We start from the raw sequence: 18,618 nt of genomic DNA on the forward strand, positions 1-18,618 counted from the left end.
ATCGTTGCGGAATGGGTAGCTGACTTCGCGTCCGCCCTTGAGCGAGGTTCTGTGGCCGAACTGGAAGTGCTCTTCACCGAGGACGCAACATGGCGTGACTTCATGGCGTTTCCCTGGGATTTTATGAACCGCATCGATCGCGACGTGCTTGTTCCTGAACTGATCCGACTCGCTCATGACTGGAACGCTCGGAACTTCGAGGCCAGCGCCGATCAGGCCCCTGTGGTTAGCGGAAATGTGATCAACGCATTTTTTGACTTTACAACAAAAGACCGGATCGACCGTGGCTACGTTTGCCTGGTGCAGGGCGAAGAAGGGCTCGTCGCAACAACCATGCAGACACAGGTGGTGGGCTTGCAGGACCACCCGGAAAGGATAGGTTCTAATCGTCCTGAGGGCAAGGTGTACGGTGTTGTGCCGGATCGCACGCGGTGGAGTAGCGAGCGTAAGAAGGCCGAAGCCTTCGAGGACAACGACCCCGCAGTGCTCGTGCTCGGCGCGGGACATAACGGACTGTCGGTCGCGGCTCGCCTCGGTGCCCTGGACGTGCCGACGCTGATCATTGATCGAGAGGCGCGTGTGGGCGATCAATGGCGCAAGCGTTACGCAGCACTCGCGCTGCACAGCAGTGTCTTCGGTGACCACCTTCCCTACATGCCGATGCCGTCGACCTGGACCGCCCACACCCCAAAGGACAAGTGGGCCGACTGGTTGGAGTCATATGCGAAGTTGCTTGATCTCAACGTATGGACGGGGACTGAGTATCTCAGCGGGGAATATGACGAGGAGGCCGGGCACTGGAATATTCGTGTCCGACGCGAAGACGGCTCGATTCGTGAATTGCGCCCGCGGCACTTCTTTGTTGCCGGCGGCATGTTTGCTGCACCGAAGATACCGCAGGTAAAAGGGCTTGACAGTTTCGCGGGAGAGGTGCTGCATTCCGACTCATTCCAGGACGGAGCGAATTTCGCTGGGCGGAAGGCGCTGGTCGTCGGCGCAGGAGTCAGCGGACATGAATTGGCGCACGACCTGTGGGAGCACCGCGCGGATGTCACCATTCTCCAGCGCAGTGCGACCTATGTTATCTCCTATGAGGCCTACCACAAGTTCTGGAACTCCCTCTTTTCCGAGGACATGCCTTACTCAGCGGAGTTCGCGGACCAGATCGCCTACGCGGTGCCGAATGCACGCACAGACCCGATCAATAAGAAGCTGGTGAAGGATGCCGCGGAGTTTGACAATGCGCTTCATACCCGACTGGAGGCGGCGGGGTTCAAACTTGAGTGGGGACCGGACGGCACCGGAATCCTCGGTGCGCACCAGTCCGGCCGCGACAGCTACCAGATTGACATCGGGGCGTCCCAACTCGTCGCAGACGGAAAAGTTCACCTCAAGCAAGGCGTTGAGCTGGCAGAGGTAAGAGGAAACACCGCTGTCTTCAGCGACGGATCTGAGCTTGACGTCGATCTCATCGTTTTCGCCACGGGCTATCACCAGTTCTGGGGGCACATTAAGCCTACGCTCGGCTCCGCTGCGTCGAAGATCGATAAGGCATATGGCCGCGCAGCCGACGGCGAATACGCAAATACCTGGCGGAGGTCTGCGCAGCCCGGCCTCTGGTTCGGCAGCGGGTTCATCCGGATGGCCCGGTTCTATTCGACGTTCAGTGCCCTCCTGATCAAAGCAATCGAAGAAGGAATCGAGCCCACGGATCCGACCAAGGCCGAAACCGGTAGCAAGCACGTTGGGCCTGGCGGCGGTGGCCTCGTAAGCGTCGCTGACGACAACCTTGCTGCCATCATCCATGACTAAGACTTCCGCGGCGTTACCTTGGCGGCGAAATAGCTTCCGTGAGTGAGCCGGCGTGGAGGCCGAAGGAAACCGGCTCGATGCCGAGAAAGCCCTTTGACTGCGGTCACACCCCTTCTTAGCGCGAGAGCATATATCGCGCGAATATGAGCAAATAATGAAATACACCAACATCTCAGTTCGCTGAATGGAGTAATAGTGGCCAATAACACCACACGCGGACCGCTTCAGGCGGACGCGGCTCGTTTCTTGAAACAGTTCGGAGCAGCCTTCACCGTGCCTCCCGAAGTGTTCGACGATGTGGTCGCCACTGCGCGCTACTTGGAGGGGGAGCGTGATCGGCTGGGAGCAGTCGCCGGAGCCAGCCTTCTCGGCGAACCGGAGCGAGCCGTCATTACAGCGGATCACACACTCCGCGACGGCGTCGCGGTCCGCAGCTATCTTCCGCGAGGGGACTCAGAGGTCCCGCGCCCGGTCGCCCTTTTCATCCATGGCGGTGGCTGGGTTACCGGGAGCATCGACCAGCACGATACAACCTGTCGCATTCTTGCGGTCGCGGCTGACATGGTTGTCGTCAACGTGGGATACCGGCTTGCGCCTGAACACCCATACCCCGGACCTCTGGACGACTGTGACCGAGCCCTCCAGTGGACGCGATCCGTTGCAGGTTCCCTGTTCGGGGCCGACCCATCGCGGATCGCTGTAGTGGGCGCCAGTTCCGGTGGCAATTTGGCGGCTGCACTCGCGATGCGAGCTAGGGACCGGCGTCTGAATGAGATCGACCTGCAGGTTCTTCTCTACCCTGCCCTGGATTCACAGATGTCCAGTGAATCATACGAGCCGGAGGTGAATGGTCGCGACTACTTCATTAACGCTAACCACATGCGTTGGTATTGGGATCTCTATCGAGCCGGCGGTGCGGACGACGATGACCCGTACTTCTCCCCCCTGGCCTCGACGGACTTGTCAGGCCTCCCTGCAGCAGTGATAGTCAGCGCAGAATTCGATCTGTTGCGCGATGACGCCATCAAATACGACAGCCGACTTCGGGCTGCGGGAGTCGCTTCTGAAAGACGGCATCACCAATCGATCCACGGATTTCTCGCGCTCTTTGACTTCGTCGCCGAGGCATATCCGGAAGTGGGCGAGCTAGGACGGGTGATGCGCGCGCGGCTCGACAAGATTGAGCGCGAGCGGCCCGTGAACACAATTACGTTGCCGCCGGCGATCGACGTTGCCGCGCGCGTGGAATCGGGAACGCTGGAGTCCCTGGACTTGCTTGCCCGATGGAATTCGACGAACGTCGAGACCATCCGCGCGAGTTATGAGAAGATTCCGCGACGAGCGGTTCCAGCCTCCGGGGACGTGTCGCGTGAAGACGGCATCGTCGTAGCCGGGGGCGGTCGGACGATTCCGGTCCGCTGGTACCGACCTCGGGACGTGAGTGGCCCGCTGCCGGTCATTGTCTATATACACGGCGGCGCGTACATCATGGGTACCTTGGACGAGAACGACGAACGACTGGAGGAGTTCGTGCGTCGGTTAGGGTGCGCAGTGGTCTCCGTCGACTACAGGCTCGCGCCGGAGAATCCCTACCCGGCGGGCCTCGATGACGTCGAGGCCGTATGGAGGGCACTTTCGTCAGCTCACGATCAGTACGACGTCGATCCCAATCGTATGGTAGTCGCCGGCTCAAGCGCTGGTGCTGGGCTCGCCGCATCTCTTTGCATTCGCCTGAAGGAATGTAACGAGCCACAGCCCCTGCTGCAGGTACTGGTCTACCCGATGTTGGACGATCGCGAATGGCCCAGCATCGCTATGCTCGAGGGCGGGCCCGGACACTGGGGGCTTTGGCAGATCCGGCAGGAGAGGCTTTCTTGGGAGGCGTACCTCGGTGACGCGGGAGTTCACCGTGAGCGGCTCGCGGCGTCGGCCATTCCCGGTCGGGCCGATCCCAAGATGCTCGTCGGTCTCGCGCCCGCGTTCATCGGCATTGGCGATGTCGACGCGCTTATCGATTCGAACCTACGGTTCGCGGCTAATTTGATTGCAGCGGGTGTTTCGACTGAGTTGCACACATATCCCGGCGTGATTCACGGTGGATTCCTGCCGCACCCTCGTACTCAGATGACCCGGAAATTCCTGGCCGACGTGTACGAGGCGCTCGCGCGAGCGCTCCGCTAATGGCGGACGCAGCAGATACGGCTCCCCGTCTGTAGGCGCCGGGCTAATTTCTGGTAGTAGCGGGCGTCTTCCGGCGGTGGTGGAGAACCTCCCGGCGGAGGCGATGACGGGCCCCGCGTGTGAGGGCCTCCCCGGCGAAAGCCCGGACGATTCATCCAGGTCCCTGGGTAGGAAATAGAGCAGTTCGACCCTTGGTCAGAGTTGACCATGGCTGAACCGTGTTCGCCGGAACCCATCGCAGTTGCCGGGCACTGCATACTGTGCAGAAATGGCCAGCATCGCCCACAAACGTCCGGACAAATAGGACGGGGGAGACCGGAATCGGCGTCTGCAGGCACGATTCTCCTACAGACCGTGCGATGACTCCGAAGGCCTCCCTCATCGCCCCGCGTCACTTATCCGCGGCGCTGACGAAACGCACCGCGCAGTCGGGAACTGGCTCCCGGCATTCCTTGGGCTCACAGTGCCATTGCTGGTGCCGATGCGACCTTCAGTGTGTCGGGTCAGGAGTCCGGCCTTGCTGAATGTAAGTCCCCATCCCCACCACTTGACTTAGCCAGCAGGATTCGGTACGTTTTGAGCAGTTAGTGAACTGCCCATTTCAAAGAATGCACAAGGATAAAGGTGTCCGAAAACTTCGACTTAGATGATGCGATTGACGTCGCCGTGGTGGGAGCGGGTCCGACGGGTCTGATGCTCGCCAATTTGCTCGGCTCACACGGTCTCAAAGTCGCAGTATTCGAGGCTGGCGCTGAGCTCATCGATTTCCCCCGCGGGGTCGGTATCGATGACGAGAGCCTGCGAACATTCCAGTCGGCTGGTCTGGTGAGCAAGGTGCTCCCGCACACGATTGCAAATCAGTTGTTGGTCTTCATCGACGCCAAGGGCCGAGACCTCGCCCGGATCGCGCCCCCGTCGGCCGAGTTTGGATGGCCTCGCCGCAACGGTTTTGTGCAGCCTCTCGCCGACCGCGTTCTCCTGGACGGACTCGAACGCTACGACGCCGTGGACATCAACTGGTCCGCAGAGGTGACCGGATTCATCCAAGATGCGGATGGCGTCGACTTGACGGTCTCGTCACCCGGTGGGGAACGCAGTGTGCGGGCCCGCTACGTCGTCGGTGCAGACGGCGGCAGAAGTCAGACCCGCAAGACTCTTGGATTCGACTTTGTCGGCAGTTCATCCACAGCTGATTGGTTCGTTGTCGATATCCGCAACGACCCCTTGGGTCAGCCTGGCGCCTACGTGTGTGCAGACCCGCGCCGGCCCTATGCATCGATAAGCATCCCTCACGGCATTCGGCGCTTCGAGTTCATGTTGAAGCCCGGAGAGACCGAAGAGATTGCGATGACCGACGAGTTCCTCGCGCGCCTGCTCGAGCCTCTCGTGCCGTCGACAGCCAAGGTGGAGATTATTCGTCGCCGCGTCTACACGCACCACTCCAGGATCGCCACTCATTTCCGATCTGGCCGCGTCTTCCTTATCGGCGATGCGGCCCACGTGATGCCGGTGTGGCAAGGGCAAGGGTACAACAGCGGTATCCGTGACTCCCTGAACCTGTCCTGGAAGCTCGTGATGGTGCTCCGCGGCCTGGCCGGGGACAAGCTGCTTGACAGTTACGAGGCGGAGCGTCGGGAACACGTCCAGGCCATGACAAACCTCTCCACCCAGGTCGGTCGTGTTGTGTCCATGACGAATCGGCTCGGTGCCGCGCTGCGGGACGCGTTCTTCCGGGGAATCTCGATGCTGCCGAGTGCCAAGAATTACATCGTGCAGATGCGGTTCAAGCCCATGCCGACCATGTCACAGGGGGCGCTGACTACGATCGGCTCGCAGGGCGACCCGGCAGCCGTCGGGCGGCTCTTCATCCAGCCCACCGTGTGTACGCTCGATTCGGTATCAATCAAACTTGACGACGCCGTCGGACCATGGTTCGCGCTCATTGCCTGGAACAATGACCCGTGCGCCATCCTCGACGAGGACGCTCGGCAACGACTCGAGCGGGCAGGGGTTCGCCTGGTCGCGGCCCGCCCGGCTTCTCAGCTGCACTGGGTAGGTCCTGCGCCGGATGACTCGGTTCTCGTCATGGGCGATGTGGATGGGTCGCTGAAACGCTGGTTCGATTCACGGCCGGAATCGGTCATTCTCCTCCGTCCTGACCGAATTGTCGCGGGAGCGAGTGCCGCTCACGCCGCATCGGAGATGGTCCGGGGATTCGATCATGCCATTGGTGCTCCGGCAGTAGTTGCCGTGGCAACATCAGCACACCCATTACAAGGAGTTTGAATGACCCTCTGGACCGAACTCACCGGGCTCGACTACTCGATCCGCCACGTTACTGTCGGGCCGTGGTCGACCCGCGTTCTTGAAAGCGGAGCGGGCACGCCGTTCATTCTCATGCATGGAACCGGTGGGCACCTCGAAGCTTTCACGAAGAACATCCGCGCCTTGGCAGCGAACTACCGGGTCATCGCTTATGACTACCCCGGACATGGATGGACCACCACCACGCAGAGCGACTTGGAGATTGACGACTACATCGAGCACCTTGTCGGCCTCATGGATGCGCTCGATATAGAAAGCGCCCACCTCAGTGGAGAATCGCTCGGTGGCTGGGTGGCTGTAAAGTTTGCCGCTCGGTATCCCGACCGCGTAAAGAAGCTTGTGCTCAATACGCCGGGAGGAACAATGGCTTCCCCTGATGTCATGGAGCGCGTTCGATCGCTCAGTCAGGCAGCGGCCGATGACCCAAGTAAGGACAAAATACGAACCCGGCTCGAATGGCTGATGGCCGACCCGGACTCGGTGACTGAGGAGCTTATTGCCGTCCGACGGGCGGTATACAGCCGGCCGGGATTCCCGGATTCGATGAGGCATATTCTCTGCCTTCAAGACCCGGAAATCCGGCAACGGAACTTGGTCTCCGATGAGGAACTCGCCGCAGTTGTCTCAGCCGCTCTCGTAATTTGGACGAGCGATGACCCCTCAGGCCCTGCAGGAGCCGGCATGGACATGGCAAACCGGATGCCAGCCGGCGAGTTCCAACTGATCGAGCAAGCCGGACACTGGCCGCAGTGGGAGCAGCAGGCGCTTTTTGACGCCACTGTACTTGAGTTTCTGGGACGTGCAGAGCAGTGATTGCGACTGAGGCGATTGAGGCTGCGGCTGACAGAATCGAGGCCGCTGCAATTAGCGGGATCGCGTGCGAGCCTGTTTCGGATCTCCTGGGGCATCATGATATCGACGCTGCGTACCGAACCCAGCGTCGATTGACTGAACGCCGCCTTGCCCGCGGTACCCGCCTAGTTGGACGGAAGATCGGCCTGACGTCTGAGGCGGTTCAGAGGCAGATCGGAGTCGCGAGACCTGACTTCGGGGTGCTCTTCGACGACATGAGATACGGTGACGGCGACGAGATCCCGATGGCGCGGCTCCTGCAGCCGAAAGCAGAGGCAGAGATCGCCTTTCTGCTCGAAGAGGACATTCTTGATGCCAGCGACGCCGTCGCCGTACGTGCCGCTGTAGCACTGGCCTTTCCCGCACTCGAAATCGTCGACAGCCGCATTGCCGACTGGCGCATCGGCATCACAGACACCATCGCTGACAACGCTTCATCCGGCGTCTTCGTGATCGGCGCGAACGGTTTTCCGCTCGACGCCTTTGAGCCCGCTGGCGTCGTGATGAGAATGCGCCGCGGCGACACGGTTGTCTCGGAGGGCACCGGCCGTGACTGTCTAGGGGATCCGCTCAACGCCCTGACATGGCTGGCGGCAACGGCCATCGAGGTCGGTTCCCCGCTCCGTGCCGGTGATTTCGTGCTTTCCGGTGCGCTGGGACCCATGGTCACTGTCTCCCCGGGGGACGAATTCAGCGCCTCGATAGAACCGCTCGGAAGTGTGAGCATCCGATTCTCAGAGAAGGAAGAAGAACACGTATGACGAACACAATGGGAGTCGCGATCATCGGCTCTGGAAACATCGGCACCGACTTGATGTTCAAGGTGATGCGCGGATCTGAGACCCTTCGGGTCGTTGCGATGGTGGGCATCGACCCAGACTCCGATGGACTCGCGAGAGCAGCCAGCCTAGGGGTCGCAACGACGTCGGACGGCGTCAGTGGCCTGATCGCGCTCCCCGACTTCGCCGACGTCGAGATCGTATTCGATGCGACAAGCGCTGGTGCGCACATTGCGAACGCACGCCTTCTTGAGCCATATGGTTGTCGCTTGATCGACCTGACGCCGGCGGCCATCGGCCCGTTCGTCATCCCGCCGGTGAATCTTGAGGAGCACCTGGACGCGCCGAACATCAACATGGTCACCTGTGGCGGCCAGGCCACGATTCCCATCGTGGCTGCAGTGTCGCGTGTCACAGAGGTTCCTTACGCGGAGATTGTCGCGTCAGTCTCTTCCAAATCTGCCGGGCCAGGTACCCGGGCCAACATCGACGAGTTCACCGAAACGACCTCCCATGCCATCGAGATCGTCGGCGGGGCCCGCCGAGGCAAAGCCATCATCATCCTGAACCCAGCGGAGCCGCCGCTTATCATGCGCGACACAGTCTACTGCCTGATTGGCAACGCAGACCATGATGCGGTCCGGAGAGCAGTCAAGGAAATGGTCGATAAAGTAGCCACATATGTGCCCGGGTACCGCCTTGTCCAGGACGTCCAGTTCACGGCCGTGGATCCCGCCGAAGTCTCGACACTCCTACCCGATGGAGCCGGGCCGGTCGACACGAAGGTCTCAGTCTTTCTTGAGGTCGAGGGCGCGGCCCACTATCTGCCGGCTTACGCGGGCAATCTGGACATCATGACATCAGCGGCCATGGCCGTCGCCGAACGAATCGCCATCCGCGGAACGGTGGCTGCGTGATGGGCACCAAGATCTATGTTCAAGACGTCACTCTCCGGGACGGCATGCACGCCATCCGGCACCGGATAACACCAGAAAAAGTCGGCCAAATCGTCGGCGCCCTCGATCGGGCGGGCGTCTCAGCAATTGAGATCAGTCACGGCGACGGGCTCGCAGGATCGAGCCTAAACTACGGTCCGGGCAGCCACACTGACTGGGAATGGATCGAAGCTGCAGTCGCGAATGCGCAGAACGCCATCATCACCACGCTTCTTCTTCCTGGGCTGGGCACGATCGCAGAACTTCGACAAGCATTCGAACTCGGTGTCCGATCTGTACGAGTGGCCACCCACTGCACAGAAGCGGACGTCGCTGCACAACACATTGCCGAGGCTCGGTCACTGGGCATGGATGTATCCGGCTTTCTGATGATGAGCCACATGGTCCCTCCCGCGGAACTCGCTAAGCAGGCCCAACTCATGGAATCCTATGGCGCCCACTGCGTCTACATCACCGACTCAAGCGGTCGATTGACGACCGATGATGTTCGCGAGCGGGTGCGCGCCTACCGGGACGTACTCGACGACTCGACGCAGGTGGGAATCCATGCACACGAGAACCTGTCGCTCGCCGTCGCGAACTCGGTGGCAGCAGTCGAAGAAGGCGCGTACCGTGTCGACGCCTCTCTCGCGGGCCAGGGCGCTGCCGCCGGCAACGCCCAGCTTGAGGCGTTCATCGCCGTCGCGAATCTGCGTGGCTGGGAAACCGGATGCGACCTTTTCCCGCTGGAGGACGCTGCTGACGATTTGGTACGGCCGCTGCAGGACCGACCTGTCCGTGTGGACCGCGAGACACTCACGATCGGCTACGCCGGCGTCTATGGCAGTTTCCTCCGTCACGCAGAGATTGCGGCGTCGAACTACGGCGTGGACGCACGCGACATTCTTATCGAGGCCGGCCGCCGCAAGCTCGTCGGCGGTCAGGAAGACATGCTTACCGACATCGCGCTGAACCTCCAGGCACAGTCCAAGTGAGCGAAGCGCTGAACACGCCGTTACTACGACTATTCGAAGGAGAATAATGTCCCCCCGCGACCAGTATGATCCAGGGCCCCAGATTGCCCAGGCAGGAAGCATCAACCTTGGTACGCCCGATCTTGACCGCTCGCTAGGATTCTTCCAGGACCTCCTGGGCATGGAGATCGTGGAACGGACCGATGATGGTGTGGCCTATCTGCGCGGCTATCAGGAGCTTATTCATCACTCTCTCGTTCTTACTGAGCAGGACGAGGCCCGCGTAAACGCCTACAGCTTCCGAGTGAAGCGCGCTCAGGACGTAGAACTCTTTCGTGACGAACTCGTGAAGCAGGACATCGAGGTGCTCGAAGTTCCGTCCGGAAGTGAATCTGGCCGCGGTACCGCGATTCGCTTCCTGGTGCCGTGGAGTGAGCATCCGTTCGAGTTTTACTATGACATCGAAAAGCCACTCGCGCCGGAGGAGCTCCGCTCGCGCCTTCCCAGCAGCAGCTCTCGTCGTCGCGGGCTCGGGGTGCGCCGTATCGATCACTTCAATGTTCAGACCAGCCCCGGCACCATCAACCAGGCAGAGCTATGGTTGCGCGAGAACATGGGTCTCAAACGCCGCGAGTTCATCATGATGCCTGACCATCCATCGACCGTCATGGCATCGTGGATGTCCGTGACCTCTCAGATGCATGACGTTGCTCTCGGCGTTAACCGCGACGAAAAAATGGGTCAGCTGCACCACGTCGCCTTCAACCTCGAGAACTACCACGACGTGCTGACCGCTGCGGATCAAATCCGTGACCTCGATATCGAATACGGAGTGGGGCCGGGAAAGCACGGCGTCGGTCAGGCCATGTATCTGTACGTGCACGACCCGGGTTCGGACCACCGGGTTGAAATCTACTCTGGCGGGTACCAGGTTTTCGATCCCGACTGGGAGCCGATTGAGTGGAAGGTTCCAGACGTCCCGCACGGCATGACATGGTACGGCGATGCCATCGATATTCAACAGGGGAGCCGCGGCCGGGAGACCACCTCGTCGGCTGGCCTCTGGCTGTAGCAGATAACCGGATCCGGCACGAATGCTGAGCTTGGTTCGCCGGTTCTGAGGTGCGGAAGTCTTTTACAATCGGCCAGTCAAATAAGTAGGAGTCAGATCAGTGTCGTCGAATCAGCCAGAAACAATCACCTCAGTCATGAGTCTTGGAGGGCGTCCGGCAAACAGCCGCCGTGAAATCAAAATCATCGATACGACCTTGCGCGATGCTCATCAGAGCCTTTGGGCGACACGGATGCGCACTGATCACATCGTTTCCATGGCTGCAGAATTTGACAAGGTTGGATTCGAGCAGGTGGATCTTATGGCTCCGATCCAGTTTGACGTGGCGGTCCGCTACCTAAAGGAAGATCCTTGGGAGCGGGTCCGACTCGCACACGAGCATGCACCCAACACCAGGTTCCGGGCACTGATCCGCTCCAAGAACATCGCTTCGTTCGACTTCCTGGCGGACGATGTGATTGAGGCCTGGGTGGAGAACCTGTACGCAAACGGCTTTCGGGTCATCGGCTCGTTCGACGGGCTCAACGACGTCGACAACATCGCGCCAGGCCTGATCCGCGCGAAGGAGTTGGGGGCCTCCACTTTTGGTGCGGTCTCGTTCTGTGAAAGCCCGGTCCACACCGACGAGCTCTTCGTCGCCAAGGCGCGCGAGCTGATCGAGAAGGCCGATGTGGATGCGATCATGCTCAAGGACGCCGGCGGCCTCTTAACACCGGACCGCATTCGCACGCTGGTGCCCGCCCTCAAAGAGGTCATGGGGGACCGGACTCTCGAACTGCACAGCCACTGCCTAACGGGGCTGGCGCCGCTGGTCTACCTTGAGGCCGTGGAGCTGGGGTGCGATGCGCTGCACACCTCAATCGCGCCAATGGCCAACGGTGCTGCGCAGCCGGCGACGCAGGGCATCGTGCGGGATCTGAGGGCGCTCGGATATACAGTCAATGTCGACGACGTGCTGATCGATACGATCAGTGAGAAGCTCTCTGCGATCGCTGAGGCGGAGGACAAGCCGGTGGGCCATCCGGTCGCGTACAACGGCTTGCATTTCATGCATCAGCTTCCTGGCGGGATGCTGTCGAACTTCCATTCTCAGCTGGCGACGGCAGGCCTTTCGGACCGTTTCGATGAGCTGCTCCACGAAGTTGCCCGGGTGCGGTCGGAGCTGGCGTTTCCGATCATGATCACCCCCTTCGCTCAGTTTGTGGGCACTCAAGCGGTGATGAATGTGATCTCTGGTGAGCGGTACTCGATCGTGCCGAACGAAATCAAAAAGTACGTCCTCGGTTACTACGGCACTCTCCTGGCACCCATTGACGCGGAATTGCATGCTCGGATCGTGACCAACGGCGCTTCGGACATTGCTCTCGAGCCTGCCGCCATCGCTCCAATGCTCCCCGACCTGCGGGAGCGCCATCCCGACGAGAGCATCGACATGCTGCTCCTGCGGGCGATGTTCGCCGGTACGCAGGTCGACGAGATGAAGAAGACCGTGGCGGGTGGTAAAAATGCCAATGAATTCCGCCAGCCGCTTCTGGACCTCATCAAAACATTGCATCAGAAGAGCCAGGCCGGCAGGCAATCGCTGACAGCCGGAAATCTGCAAATCAGCCTCACAAAAGGAGAAAAATAAGATGTCGCTTACCCCGCCCGATATCAGGGAACTCAAGGCCATCCTCGATTGGGCGAATCTGACCGAGGACGTGCGCGAACTCTCGATCAAATTCGGCGATGTTGAGTTGTTCATCTCCCGCGACCGGCAGCCGTCCATAGGCCATCCCGTTGCCGCACAGGGGTCGGCAACAGCGACAGCCATTTCGCCTCCGGTCGCCCCAGTGCCGCTGCACCCGCCAGCCGCCGCACCTGTAGCCCTGAGCCAACTGCAGGCCTCCGACGCGCTGGCGTCCGACGAGGTGCTGATTAAAGCACCGATGGTCGGACTGTTCTATTCATCGCCGAAGCCCGGAGACCCCGCTTTCGTAGCTGTCGGTGACAAGGTTGGCGTCGAGACGGTGCTTTGCATCGTGGAGGTCATGAAGCTGATGAGCAACGTCGAGGCGCGGGTCGAGGGCACAGTCACGAAGATTCTGGTCGAGAACGAGCAAGCGGTCGAGTACGGCCAGCCCCTGATGGTGATTAAACGCGATGCCTGAACCCCTGAAGAGCGTGCTGATCGCCAACCGTGGCGAAATAGCGCTGCGCGTGGTCAGAGCGTGCAAGGAACTGGGTATCCGGAGCGTCCTGGCGTATTCGGAGGCCGACGCCGATTCCTTGCCGGTGAAGCTTGCCGACCAGGCCGTTTGCATCGGTCCCGCGCAAGCGAAGTCAAGCTATCGCGATCCCCGAGCAGTTATCAGTGCGGCGCTGGCATACAAGGTCGACGCCATCCACCCCGGCTATGGCTTTCTTTCCGAGAACGCGGACTTCGCCAAAATGTGCGAAGACGAGAATGTCGTCTTCATCGGCCCGGCCTCGGACGTCATCCGTTGCATGGGCGACAAGATCGAGGCGAAGAATATCGCACGCAGGGCCGGAGTGCCCACAGTGCCTGGTTCGCTGGGCGCAATAGCCGAGTACAACGAAGCCTTCGATGTGGCCGGCGAGGTCGGCTACCCCCTGCTGATCAAGGCTGCGGCCGGGGGTGGCGGACGTGGCATGCGTGTCGTGGAGTCGGCCGCAACGCTCGAGAAGGACCTAGCGGAGATCATGTCGGAAGCCGAAGTCGCGTTCGGTGACCCAGCCGTCTATATCGAGCGCTACCTCACCGACATCCGGCACATCGAGATACAGGTAATATCCGATGGCCAGACCGTATTGCACCTCGGAGAGCGGGACTGCACGGTACAGCGACGTAACCAAAAGCTGATCGAGGAGTCGCCGTCGCCAGTCCTTGACGCAGAACTCAGGCACGGCTTGGCACAGGCTGCGGTGGCGCTGTGCAGAGAAGTCGGATACACGAATGCCGGGACTGTCGAGTTCGTTTTCGACAACATCGATCGCAGGTACTACTTCATCGAGATGAACACCCGGATCCAGGTGGAGCACCCCGTCTCAGAGATGGTCACCGGCATCGACCTCATCAAGCTGCAGTTGCAGATCGCTGGCGGTTTGCCGCTAAGCCTGACCCAGCAGGATATCCATATCAGCGGCCACGCTATCGAATGTCGCATCAATGCTGAAGACCCGGACAATGGGTTTGCACCCAGCCCGGGCAGGGTCGCCGATTTCCGTGCGCCGGGCGGCTTCGGAGTAAGGATGGATACACATATCGAGTCGGGCTATTCCATCCCTCCCTACTACGACTCCATGATCGGCAAGCTCATCTGCTGGGGCAAAGATCGCGACGAGGCCATCGCCCGAGCCCTCCGCGCTCTCGACGAGCTCGTCGTGGAGGGAATTATCACCACAGCCCCCTTCCACAAGAGAATCCTTCAATGCTCGAAGTTCGAAACAGGTGATTTCAACACTGGGTTCGTTGCTGAGCTCTTGGCGGGTGAAACAATCATGGGGTGAGCCCCGGCGCGCACCGCTACCTTGGCCGTCACTGGCAAAGGCGCACAGCCGTGGTGGCTGTGTCGATTGCGCCGGAGCCGGTAAGGGGCGTAAGCCGTTGGGTGCTGCGTCGGTCCGGGTTGGATCTGCCACGTGATCTCAGCTTTTGCTCTGCAAGGGATCCGCGAGATCGTTCCAGGGGACGATCTCGCAGGCGTCATGGGGGATGCAGCATGAGTTCTGCTGGATGGACATTTTGGCTGCCACGAGCAGGATAGTGCGCAAGGATGAAAGGCTGTTTGTTCTTGCGGAAAATCGCAAGCAAGCTATCACAGCAGAGCAGTGTTATTGCCACCGCCGGATCCGGATCTATCTGCCGCCCGCTTGCGCCAAGTACTTGGCTGATTCCCTCGGCAGAACGTGCCGGGAAGGCCAGACGGATGCAGCCATTGGGCGCAACGGGGTTGTTCTCCTTGAGGGTCTTCGGTGAAGACATGATGCGCAAGGACGGCGCCTGGACTTGACGGCCCCGGCTGTGGGTGGCGCAATTGCCTCCTCGGCAGACCCTCGTAAAGCGAAAAAGCGAAAGGCTGCCCGTGGCCATAGTCCGAGGATTGCGAAATCTTCGTAACACGCACTTCTTTCGGCTTGGACGAGGCCCGTGGCGAGTAGTTGTCCCCGTCAAAGGGCTTGCTGGTTCCAATCCCATCTGAGCCCATCCAAGGAGCCGGCGGCGGCGATGGCAATTTACGCCGTCAGCACCGCGCTGGGTGATGGATCTGTACTGGTCGTGACCAGCGAGGAGGCCTCGTCTCCTCGACCCTGATTTCGCCTCTGACTCTCGGGCACCCCGCAATTGGCGTTGGCTATGAAGAAATCATCAGGTCTGCCCATATGGTATGGCCATCCAAAGGAAGTCCAGAGAATAGCCCAGGTTGTCCCGGGTTCCATGGCCTCCTGCCCGTGACGGCGGCCCAGGTCGAGGATTCGTACAGCAGCAATTTCTCCTGCCGCCCCGATTCAGGCTCAGCATGAAGCGGTCAATGTTGACTCTCGTCGTGTTTGCATTCGTGAACTGCCACGCCAGCCCAACGCATCTGGGCTTCGGAGTCTGGATTATGCATTGGCGACCGTTGTGTACCTCGCGGCTCGGCACGCTAAGGACGTACTCGGATAATCAGAGCGTCGCCTTGTCCGCCGCCTCCGCAAAGTGCCGCCGCACCTAGCCCGCCACCCCGAAGGCGGAGTTCAAGTGCAAGACTCAGAACGAGTCGCGCACCACTCATTCCAACGGGGTGGCCGAGAGCGATGGCGCCGCCGTTAGGGTTGACACGTTCGAGTTCGATGCGAAGTTCGCGAGCTGAGGCGATCGGCACGCCCGCAAAGGCTTCATTCATCTCGAAAACGTCAAGATCTTCGAGAGTCACTTCGTTCTGCCGACGGAGCGCATCCCGGATTGCTCCGGCAGGCTGAAGGAGCAGCGAGGGGTCGGGGCCGGAGAAAGTGCCATAGCTGACTATCTCGGCAATCCAATCGAGCCCGCACCGATCAGCTTCGGAGCGGCTCATTACAACAAGGGCCGCAGCGCCATCCGATAGTTGGGATGCCGATCCCGCCGTTATTGTGCCATCGGGATCGAAAGCCGGGCGGAGCCTTGCGAGTGTCTCTGCAGTGGTGCCCGGACGTACACCCTCATCCGTGTCGAAGACCATCTCGCCGGTGCGCCCGGCAGCCTTGACCGGAACAATCTCGGCAGTGAAGCGGCCTGATTGAATGGCAGCTGAGGCCTTCGAGTGCGAGCGGGCAGCGAATTCGTCCTGCTCTTCACGTGTGATGCTTAGCGGTCGTTGGTAGCGGTCGGTTGCTGCGCCCATTGTCGTGTTTTCAATGGAGCAGATCAAGGCATCACGTTCAAGGGAATCTTCAAGGGGGGCACTCCCGTACTTAAAGCCGGCGCGCGTGCGCCGTAACACGTGCGGGGCATTGCTCATGGACTCCATCCCGCCTGCCAGCGCCCGCGTCCAGAAACCCGCTCGAATAGCGTTGTCGGTGAGGCCAATAGCCGCCAGGCCAGAGAGGCAAAGTTTGTTCACAGTCGTCGCGGGAACCGACAGTGGGACGCCGCCGGCTATTGCGGCTTGCCGGGCCGGGCCTGCACCCACCCCAGCCTGAACAACATTGCCGAGCGTGACGGCGTCGAGAGAGCCAGGGTCGATGCCAGCGCGCTCTATGGCCGCCGCAGTAGCGATACCTCCAAGCTCGGTCGCGGTAAAGCCTGAGAGCCCACCGAGTAATTTGCCTATAGGCGTTCGTGCGCCAGCGACGATGACGGATGTCTCCATGGTGCCTTCCCAAAAAAGTACTGAATCTTCAAGCACCTATCGTTGTTATTTTAGTATTGTATCCTTGTAACTACCTGTACGTCCAACTATTTTTTGGCGCATTGCGTCGGGTCTTAGGACCGTCACTCAGGGCCCTTCAGTGCTCCGAAGGGACGCAGGTAGTATCACCCCGCCATCCGGCCATCTGTACAACCCGTCTTCAAGATTGAGACCAGCTGGCTGACTTCGTTCGGCGCCCCCGCAGAAGCTCAAGCGGATGAAAAAAATACATGCATGACCTAGTAAATAGTTGTGGTACCTACTATATTGGAGTCAAGCGTTCACCAGGGCGGTGACGGGTGAGGGAAGATATTTCATGGTTCGCGAACTAATGCACTTTGTCGGCGGCAAGGCTGTTGCCGGAACTTCGGGCCGCTTCAGCGATGTCTATAATCCCAGCACGGGAGAAATTCAGGCCCGAGTGCCTCTGGCCACCACTGAAGAGGTCGAGGCCGCGATTAGCAACGCCGAAGAGGCACAGATTATATGGAGTTCATGGAATCCGCAGCGCCGTGCCCGGGTGCTGGCTAAGTTTCTTACCCTGGTCGAGCGTGACCTCGACAAGCTTGCCCGACTTCTTAGCTCCGAGCACGGCAAGACCGTAGCCGATGCCAAGGGTGATATTCAGCGCGGCGTCGAGGTCATTGAATTCGCTGTTGGCGGACCTCATTTGCTCAAGGGGGAGTACACGAGCGGCGCAGGTACGGGAATCGATGTCTATTCCATGCGCCAGCCCCTCGGGGTCGTAGCTGGCATAACGCCCTTTAATTTTCCCGCAATGATCCCTCTTTGGAAGTGCGGGCCTGCACTTGCCGCTGGCAACTCGTTCATCCTTAAGCCAAGCGAACGCGATCCGTCCGTTCCACTCGCCCTCGCCGAACTTTTCCTTGAGGCAGGCATGCCTCCGGGTGTGTTCAACGTCGTCAACGGCGACAAGGTAAGCGTGGATGCGTTACTGAATGATGAGCGCGTGAAAGCGATCGGCTTCGTTGGTTCAACCCCCATTGCGCAATATATCTATCAAACAGCGGCCGCCAACGGGAAGCGCGCACAGTGTTTTGGGGGAGCGAAAAACCACATGATCGTCATGCCCGACGCCGATCTCGACCAGGTCGCTGACGCTCTGATGGGCGCCGGCTACGGCTCAGCGGGGGAACGCTGCATGGCGATTTCGGTGGCCGTTCCCGTAGGTCAGGCAACAGCCGACGCCCTTGCGGCCAAACTGACTGAGCGCGTGAAGGAACTGAGAATCGGACCCGCCCTCGATGAGGCAAGCGACTACGGTCCCCTAGTGACCCAGGCCGCAGTAGACACAGTGTCAAAATACATCGGAATCGGCGTCGAGGAAGGTGCGACGCTTCTAGCTGACGGGCGTGGGCACATAGTCGAAGGATTCGAGCAGGGGTTCTACCTGGGCCCAACGTTGTTCGACCACGTCACCTCCGACATGACCATCTACCGTGAAGAAATCTTTGGCCCTGTCCTAATAATTACGCGGGCCAAGGACTACGAGGAGGCGCTGCGCCTGCCCTCTGAACACATCTACGGCAATGGAGTCTCGATCTTCACCCGTGATGGCGATACCGCCCGCGATTTCACCGCCCGGGTGAATGTCGGCATGGTCGGCGTCAACGTTCCGATTCCGGTACCAATCGCCTACCACACCTTTGGCGGGTGGAAAAAGTCGGGCTTCGGCGACCTGAATCAGCACGGACCCGACTCCTTCCGGTTCTACACGAAGACGAAGACGGTGACATCACGGTGGCCATCAGGGTTAAAAGAAGGCGCCAACTTCTCAATACCGACGATGGACTGAAT

The 18,618-nt window shown here is 60.2% G+C and carries 14 protein-coding genes; 12 read left to right on the forward strand and 2 right to left on the reverse strand.

All coding sequences use genetic code 11. The annotated features are described in order from the left end of the window. The first annotated feature begins 51 nt into the window (after positions 1–51). From M1E17_RS09645 to accC, 11 genes are all read left to right on the forward strand, one after another. Positions 52–1,812 (forward strand): flavin-containing monooxygenase, encoded by a 1,761-nt coding sequence (locus M1E17_RS09645; RefSeq protein WP_457966934.1) that lies wholly within the window; start codon positions 52–54, stop codon positions 1,810–1,812. A gap of 195 nt (positions 1,813–2,007) precedes the next feature. Beyond that, the gene (locus tag M1E17_RS09650; RefSeq protein WP_457966936.1) at positions 2,008–3,993 is read left to right on the forward strand and encodes an alpha/beta hydrolase fold domain-containing protein; all 1,986 of its coding nucleotides are present in this window, start codon (positions 2,008–2,010) and stop codon (positions 3,991–3,993) included. Positions 3,994–4,617: 624 nt separating this feature from the next. After that, complete coding sequence (locus M1E17_RS09655; protein ID WP_457966938.1) at positions 4,618–6,279, forward strand: bifunctional 3-(3-hydroxy-phenyl)propionate/3-hydroxycinnamic acid hydroxylase; 1,662 nt, start codon at positions 4,618–4,620, stop codon at positions 6,277–6,279. Continuing rightward, the gene (locus tag M1E17_RS09660; RefSeq protein ID WP_457966940.1) at positions 6,280–7,131 is read left to right on the forward strand and encodes an alpha/beta fold hydrolase; all 852 of its coding nucleotides are present in this window, start codon (positions 6,280–6,282) and stop codon (positions 7,129–7,131) included. Positions 7,132–7,262: 131 nt separating this feature from the next. Next, positions 7,263–7,931 (forward strand): 2-keto-4-pentenoate hydratase, encoded by a 669-nt coding sequence (locus tag M1E17_RS09665; protein WP_457966941.1) that lies wholly within the window; start codon positions 7,263–7,265, stop codon positions 7,929–7,931. Beyond that, on the forward strand, positions 7,928–8,866 hold the full coding sequence (locus M1E17_RS09670) for an acetaldehyde dehydrogenase (acetylating) (protein WP_457966943.1): 939 nt from the start codon (positions 7,928–7,930) through the stop codon (positions 8,864–8,866). Before M1E17_RS09665 ends, M1E17_RS09670 begins: the two co-directional genes overlap by 4 nt. Next, entirely contained in the window at positions 8,866–9,879 is a 1,014-nt protein-coding gene (gene dmpG, locus M1E17_RS09675; RefSeq protein WP_457967680.1) for a 4-hydroxy-2-oxovalerate aldolase, read from the forward strand. The genes M1E17_RS09670 and dmpG overlap by 1 nt, the downstream gene beginning before the upstream one ends. 46 nt (positions 9,880–9,925) lie before the next feature. Continuing rightward, the gene (locus tag M1E17_RS09680; protein WP_457966945.1) at positions 9,926–10,930 is read left to right on the forward strand and encodes a VOC family protein; all 1,005 of its coding nucleotides are present in this window, start codon (positions 9,926–9,928) and stop codon (positions 10,928–10,930) included. A 100-nt stretch (positions 10,931–11,030) separates the two neighbouring features. Next, positions 11,031–12,560, forward strand: coding sequence for a pyruvate carboxylase subunit B (locus M1E17_RS09685; RefSeq protein ID WP_457966947.1), 1,530 nt, complete (start codon positions 11,031–11,033; stop codon positions 12,558–12,560). Between the two features lies 1 nt (position 12,561). After that, a complete protein-coding gene (gene accB / locus M1E17_RS09690; RefSeq protein ID WP_457966949.1) occupies positions 12,562–13,080 on the forward strand; it encodes an acetyl-CoA carboxylase biotin carboxyl carrier protein in 519 nt (172 codons plus the stop codon). Next, positions 13,073–14,440: an acetyl-CoA carboxylase biotin carboxylase subunit gene (gene accC / locus M1E17_RS09695; RefSeq protein WP_457966951.1), complete on the forward strand. Its 1,368-nt coding sequence runs from the start codon at positions 13,073–13,075 to the stop codon at positions 14,438–14,440. Before accB ends, accC begins: the two co-directional genes overlap by 8 nt. Positions 14,441–14,636: 196 nt before the next feature. On the opposite strand, the gene M1E17_RS09700 is transcribed toward accC, so the two are convergent. Further along, entirely contained in the window at positions 14,637–14,924 is a 288-nt protein-coding gene (locus tag M1E17_RS09700; RefSeq protein ID WP_457966953.1) for a hypothetical protein, read from the reverse strand. Between the two features lie 652 nt (positions 14,925–15,576). Further along, entirely contained in the window at positions 15,577–16,797 is a 1,221-nt protein-coding gene (locus M1E17_RS09705) for an acetyl-CoA C-acyltransferase (RefSeq protein WP_457966955.1), read from the reverse strand. Positions 16,798–17,116: 319 nt separating this feature from the next. On the opposite strand from M1E17_RS09705, the gene M1E17_RS09710 reads away from it, so the two are divergent. Continuing rightward, positions 17,117–18,616 (forward strand): CoA-acylating methylmalonate-semialdehyde dehydrogenase, encoded by a 1,500-nt coding sequence (locus M1E17_RS09710; protein ID WP_457966956.1) that lies wholly within the window; start codon positions 17,117–17,119, stop codon positions 18,614–18,616. Positions 18,617–18,618 lie beyond the last annotated feature (2 nt).

Source organism: Arthrobacter sp. D1-29 (assembly GCF_054130585.1).

Excerpts from the sequence above, each read along its gene's own strand:
- accC (WP_457966951.1), top strand. The coding sequence starts at position 13,073 with ATGCCTGAACCCCTGAAGAGCGTGCTGATCGCCAACCGTGGCGAAATA.
- M1E17_RS09680 (WP_457966945.1), top strand. The coding sequence starts at position 9,926 with ATGTCCCCCCGCGACCAGTATGATCCAGGGCCCCAGATTGCCCAGGCA.
- M1E17_RS09660 (WP_457966940.1), top strand. The coding sequence starts at position 6,280 with ATGACCCTCTGGACCGAACTCACCGGGCTCGACTACTCGATCCGCCAC.
- M1E17_RS09670 (WP_457966943.1), top strand. The coding sequence starts at position 7,928 with ATGACGAACACAATGGGAGTCGCGATCATCGGCTCTGGAAACATCGGC.
- dmpG (WP_457967680.1), top strand. The coding sequence starts at position 8,866 with ATGGGCACCAAGATCTATGTTCAAGACGTCACTCTCCGGGACGGCATG.
- M1E17_RS09710 (WP_457966956.1), top strand. The coding sequence starts at position 17,117 with ATGGTTCGCGAACTAATGCACTTTGTCGGCGGCAAGGCTGTTGCCGGA.
- accB (WP_457966949.1), top strand. The coding sequence starts at position 12,562 with ATGTCGCTTACCCCGCCCGATATCAGGGAACTCAAGGCCATCCTCGAT.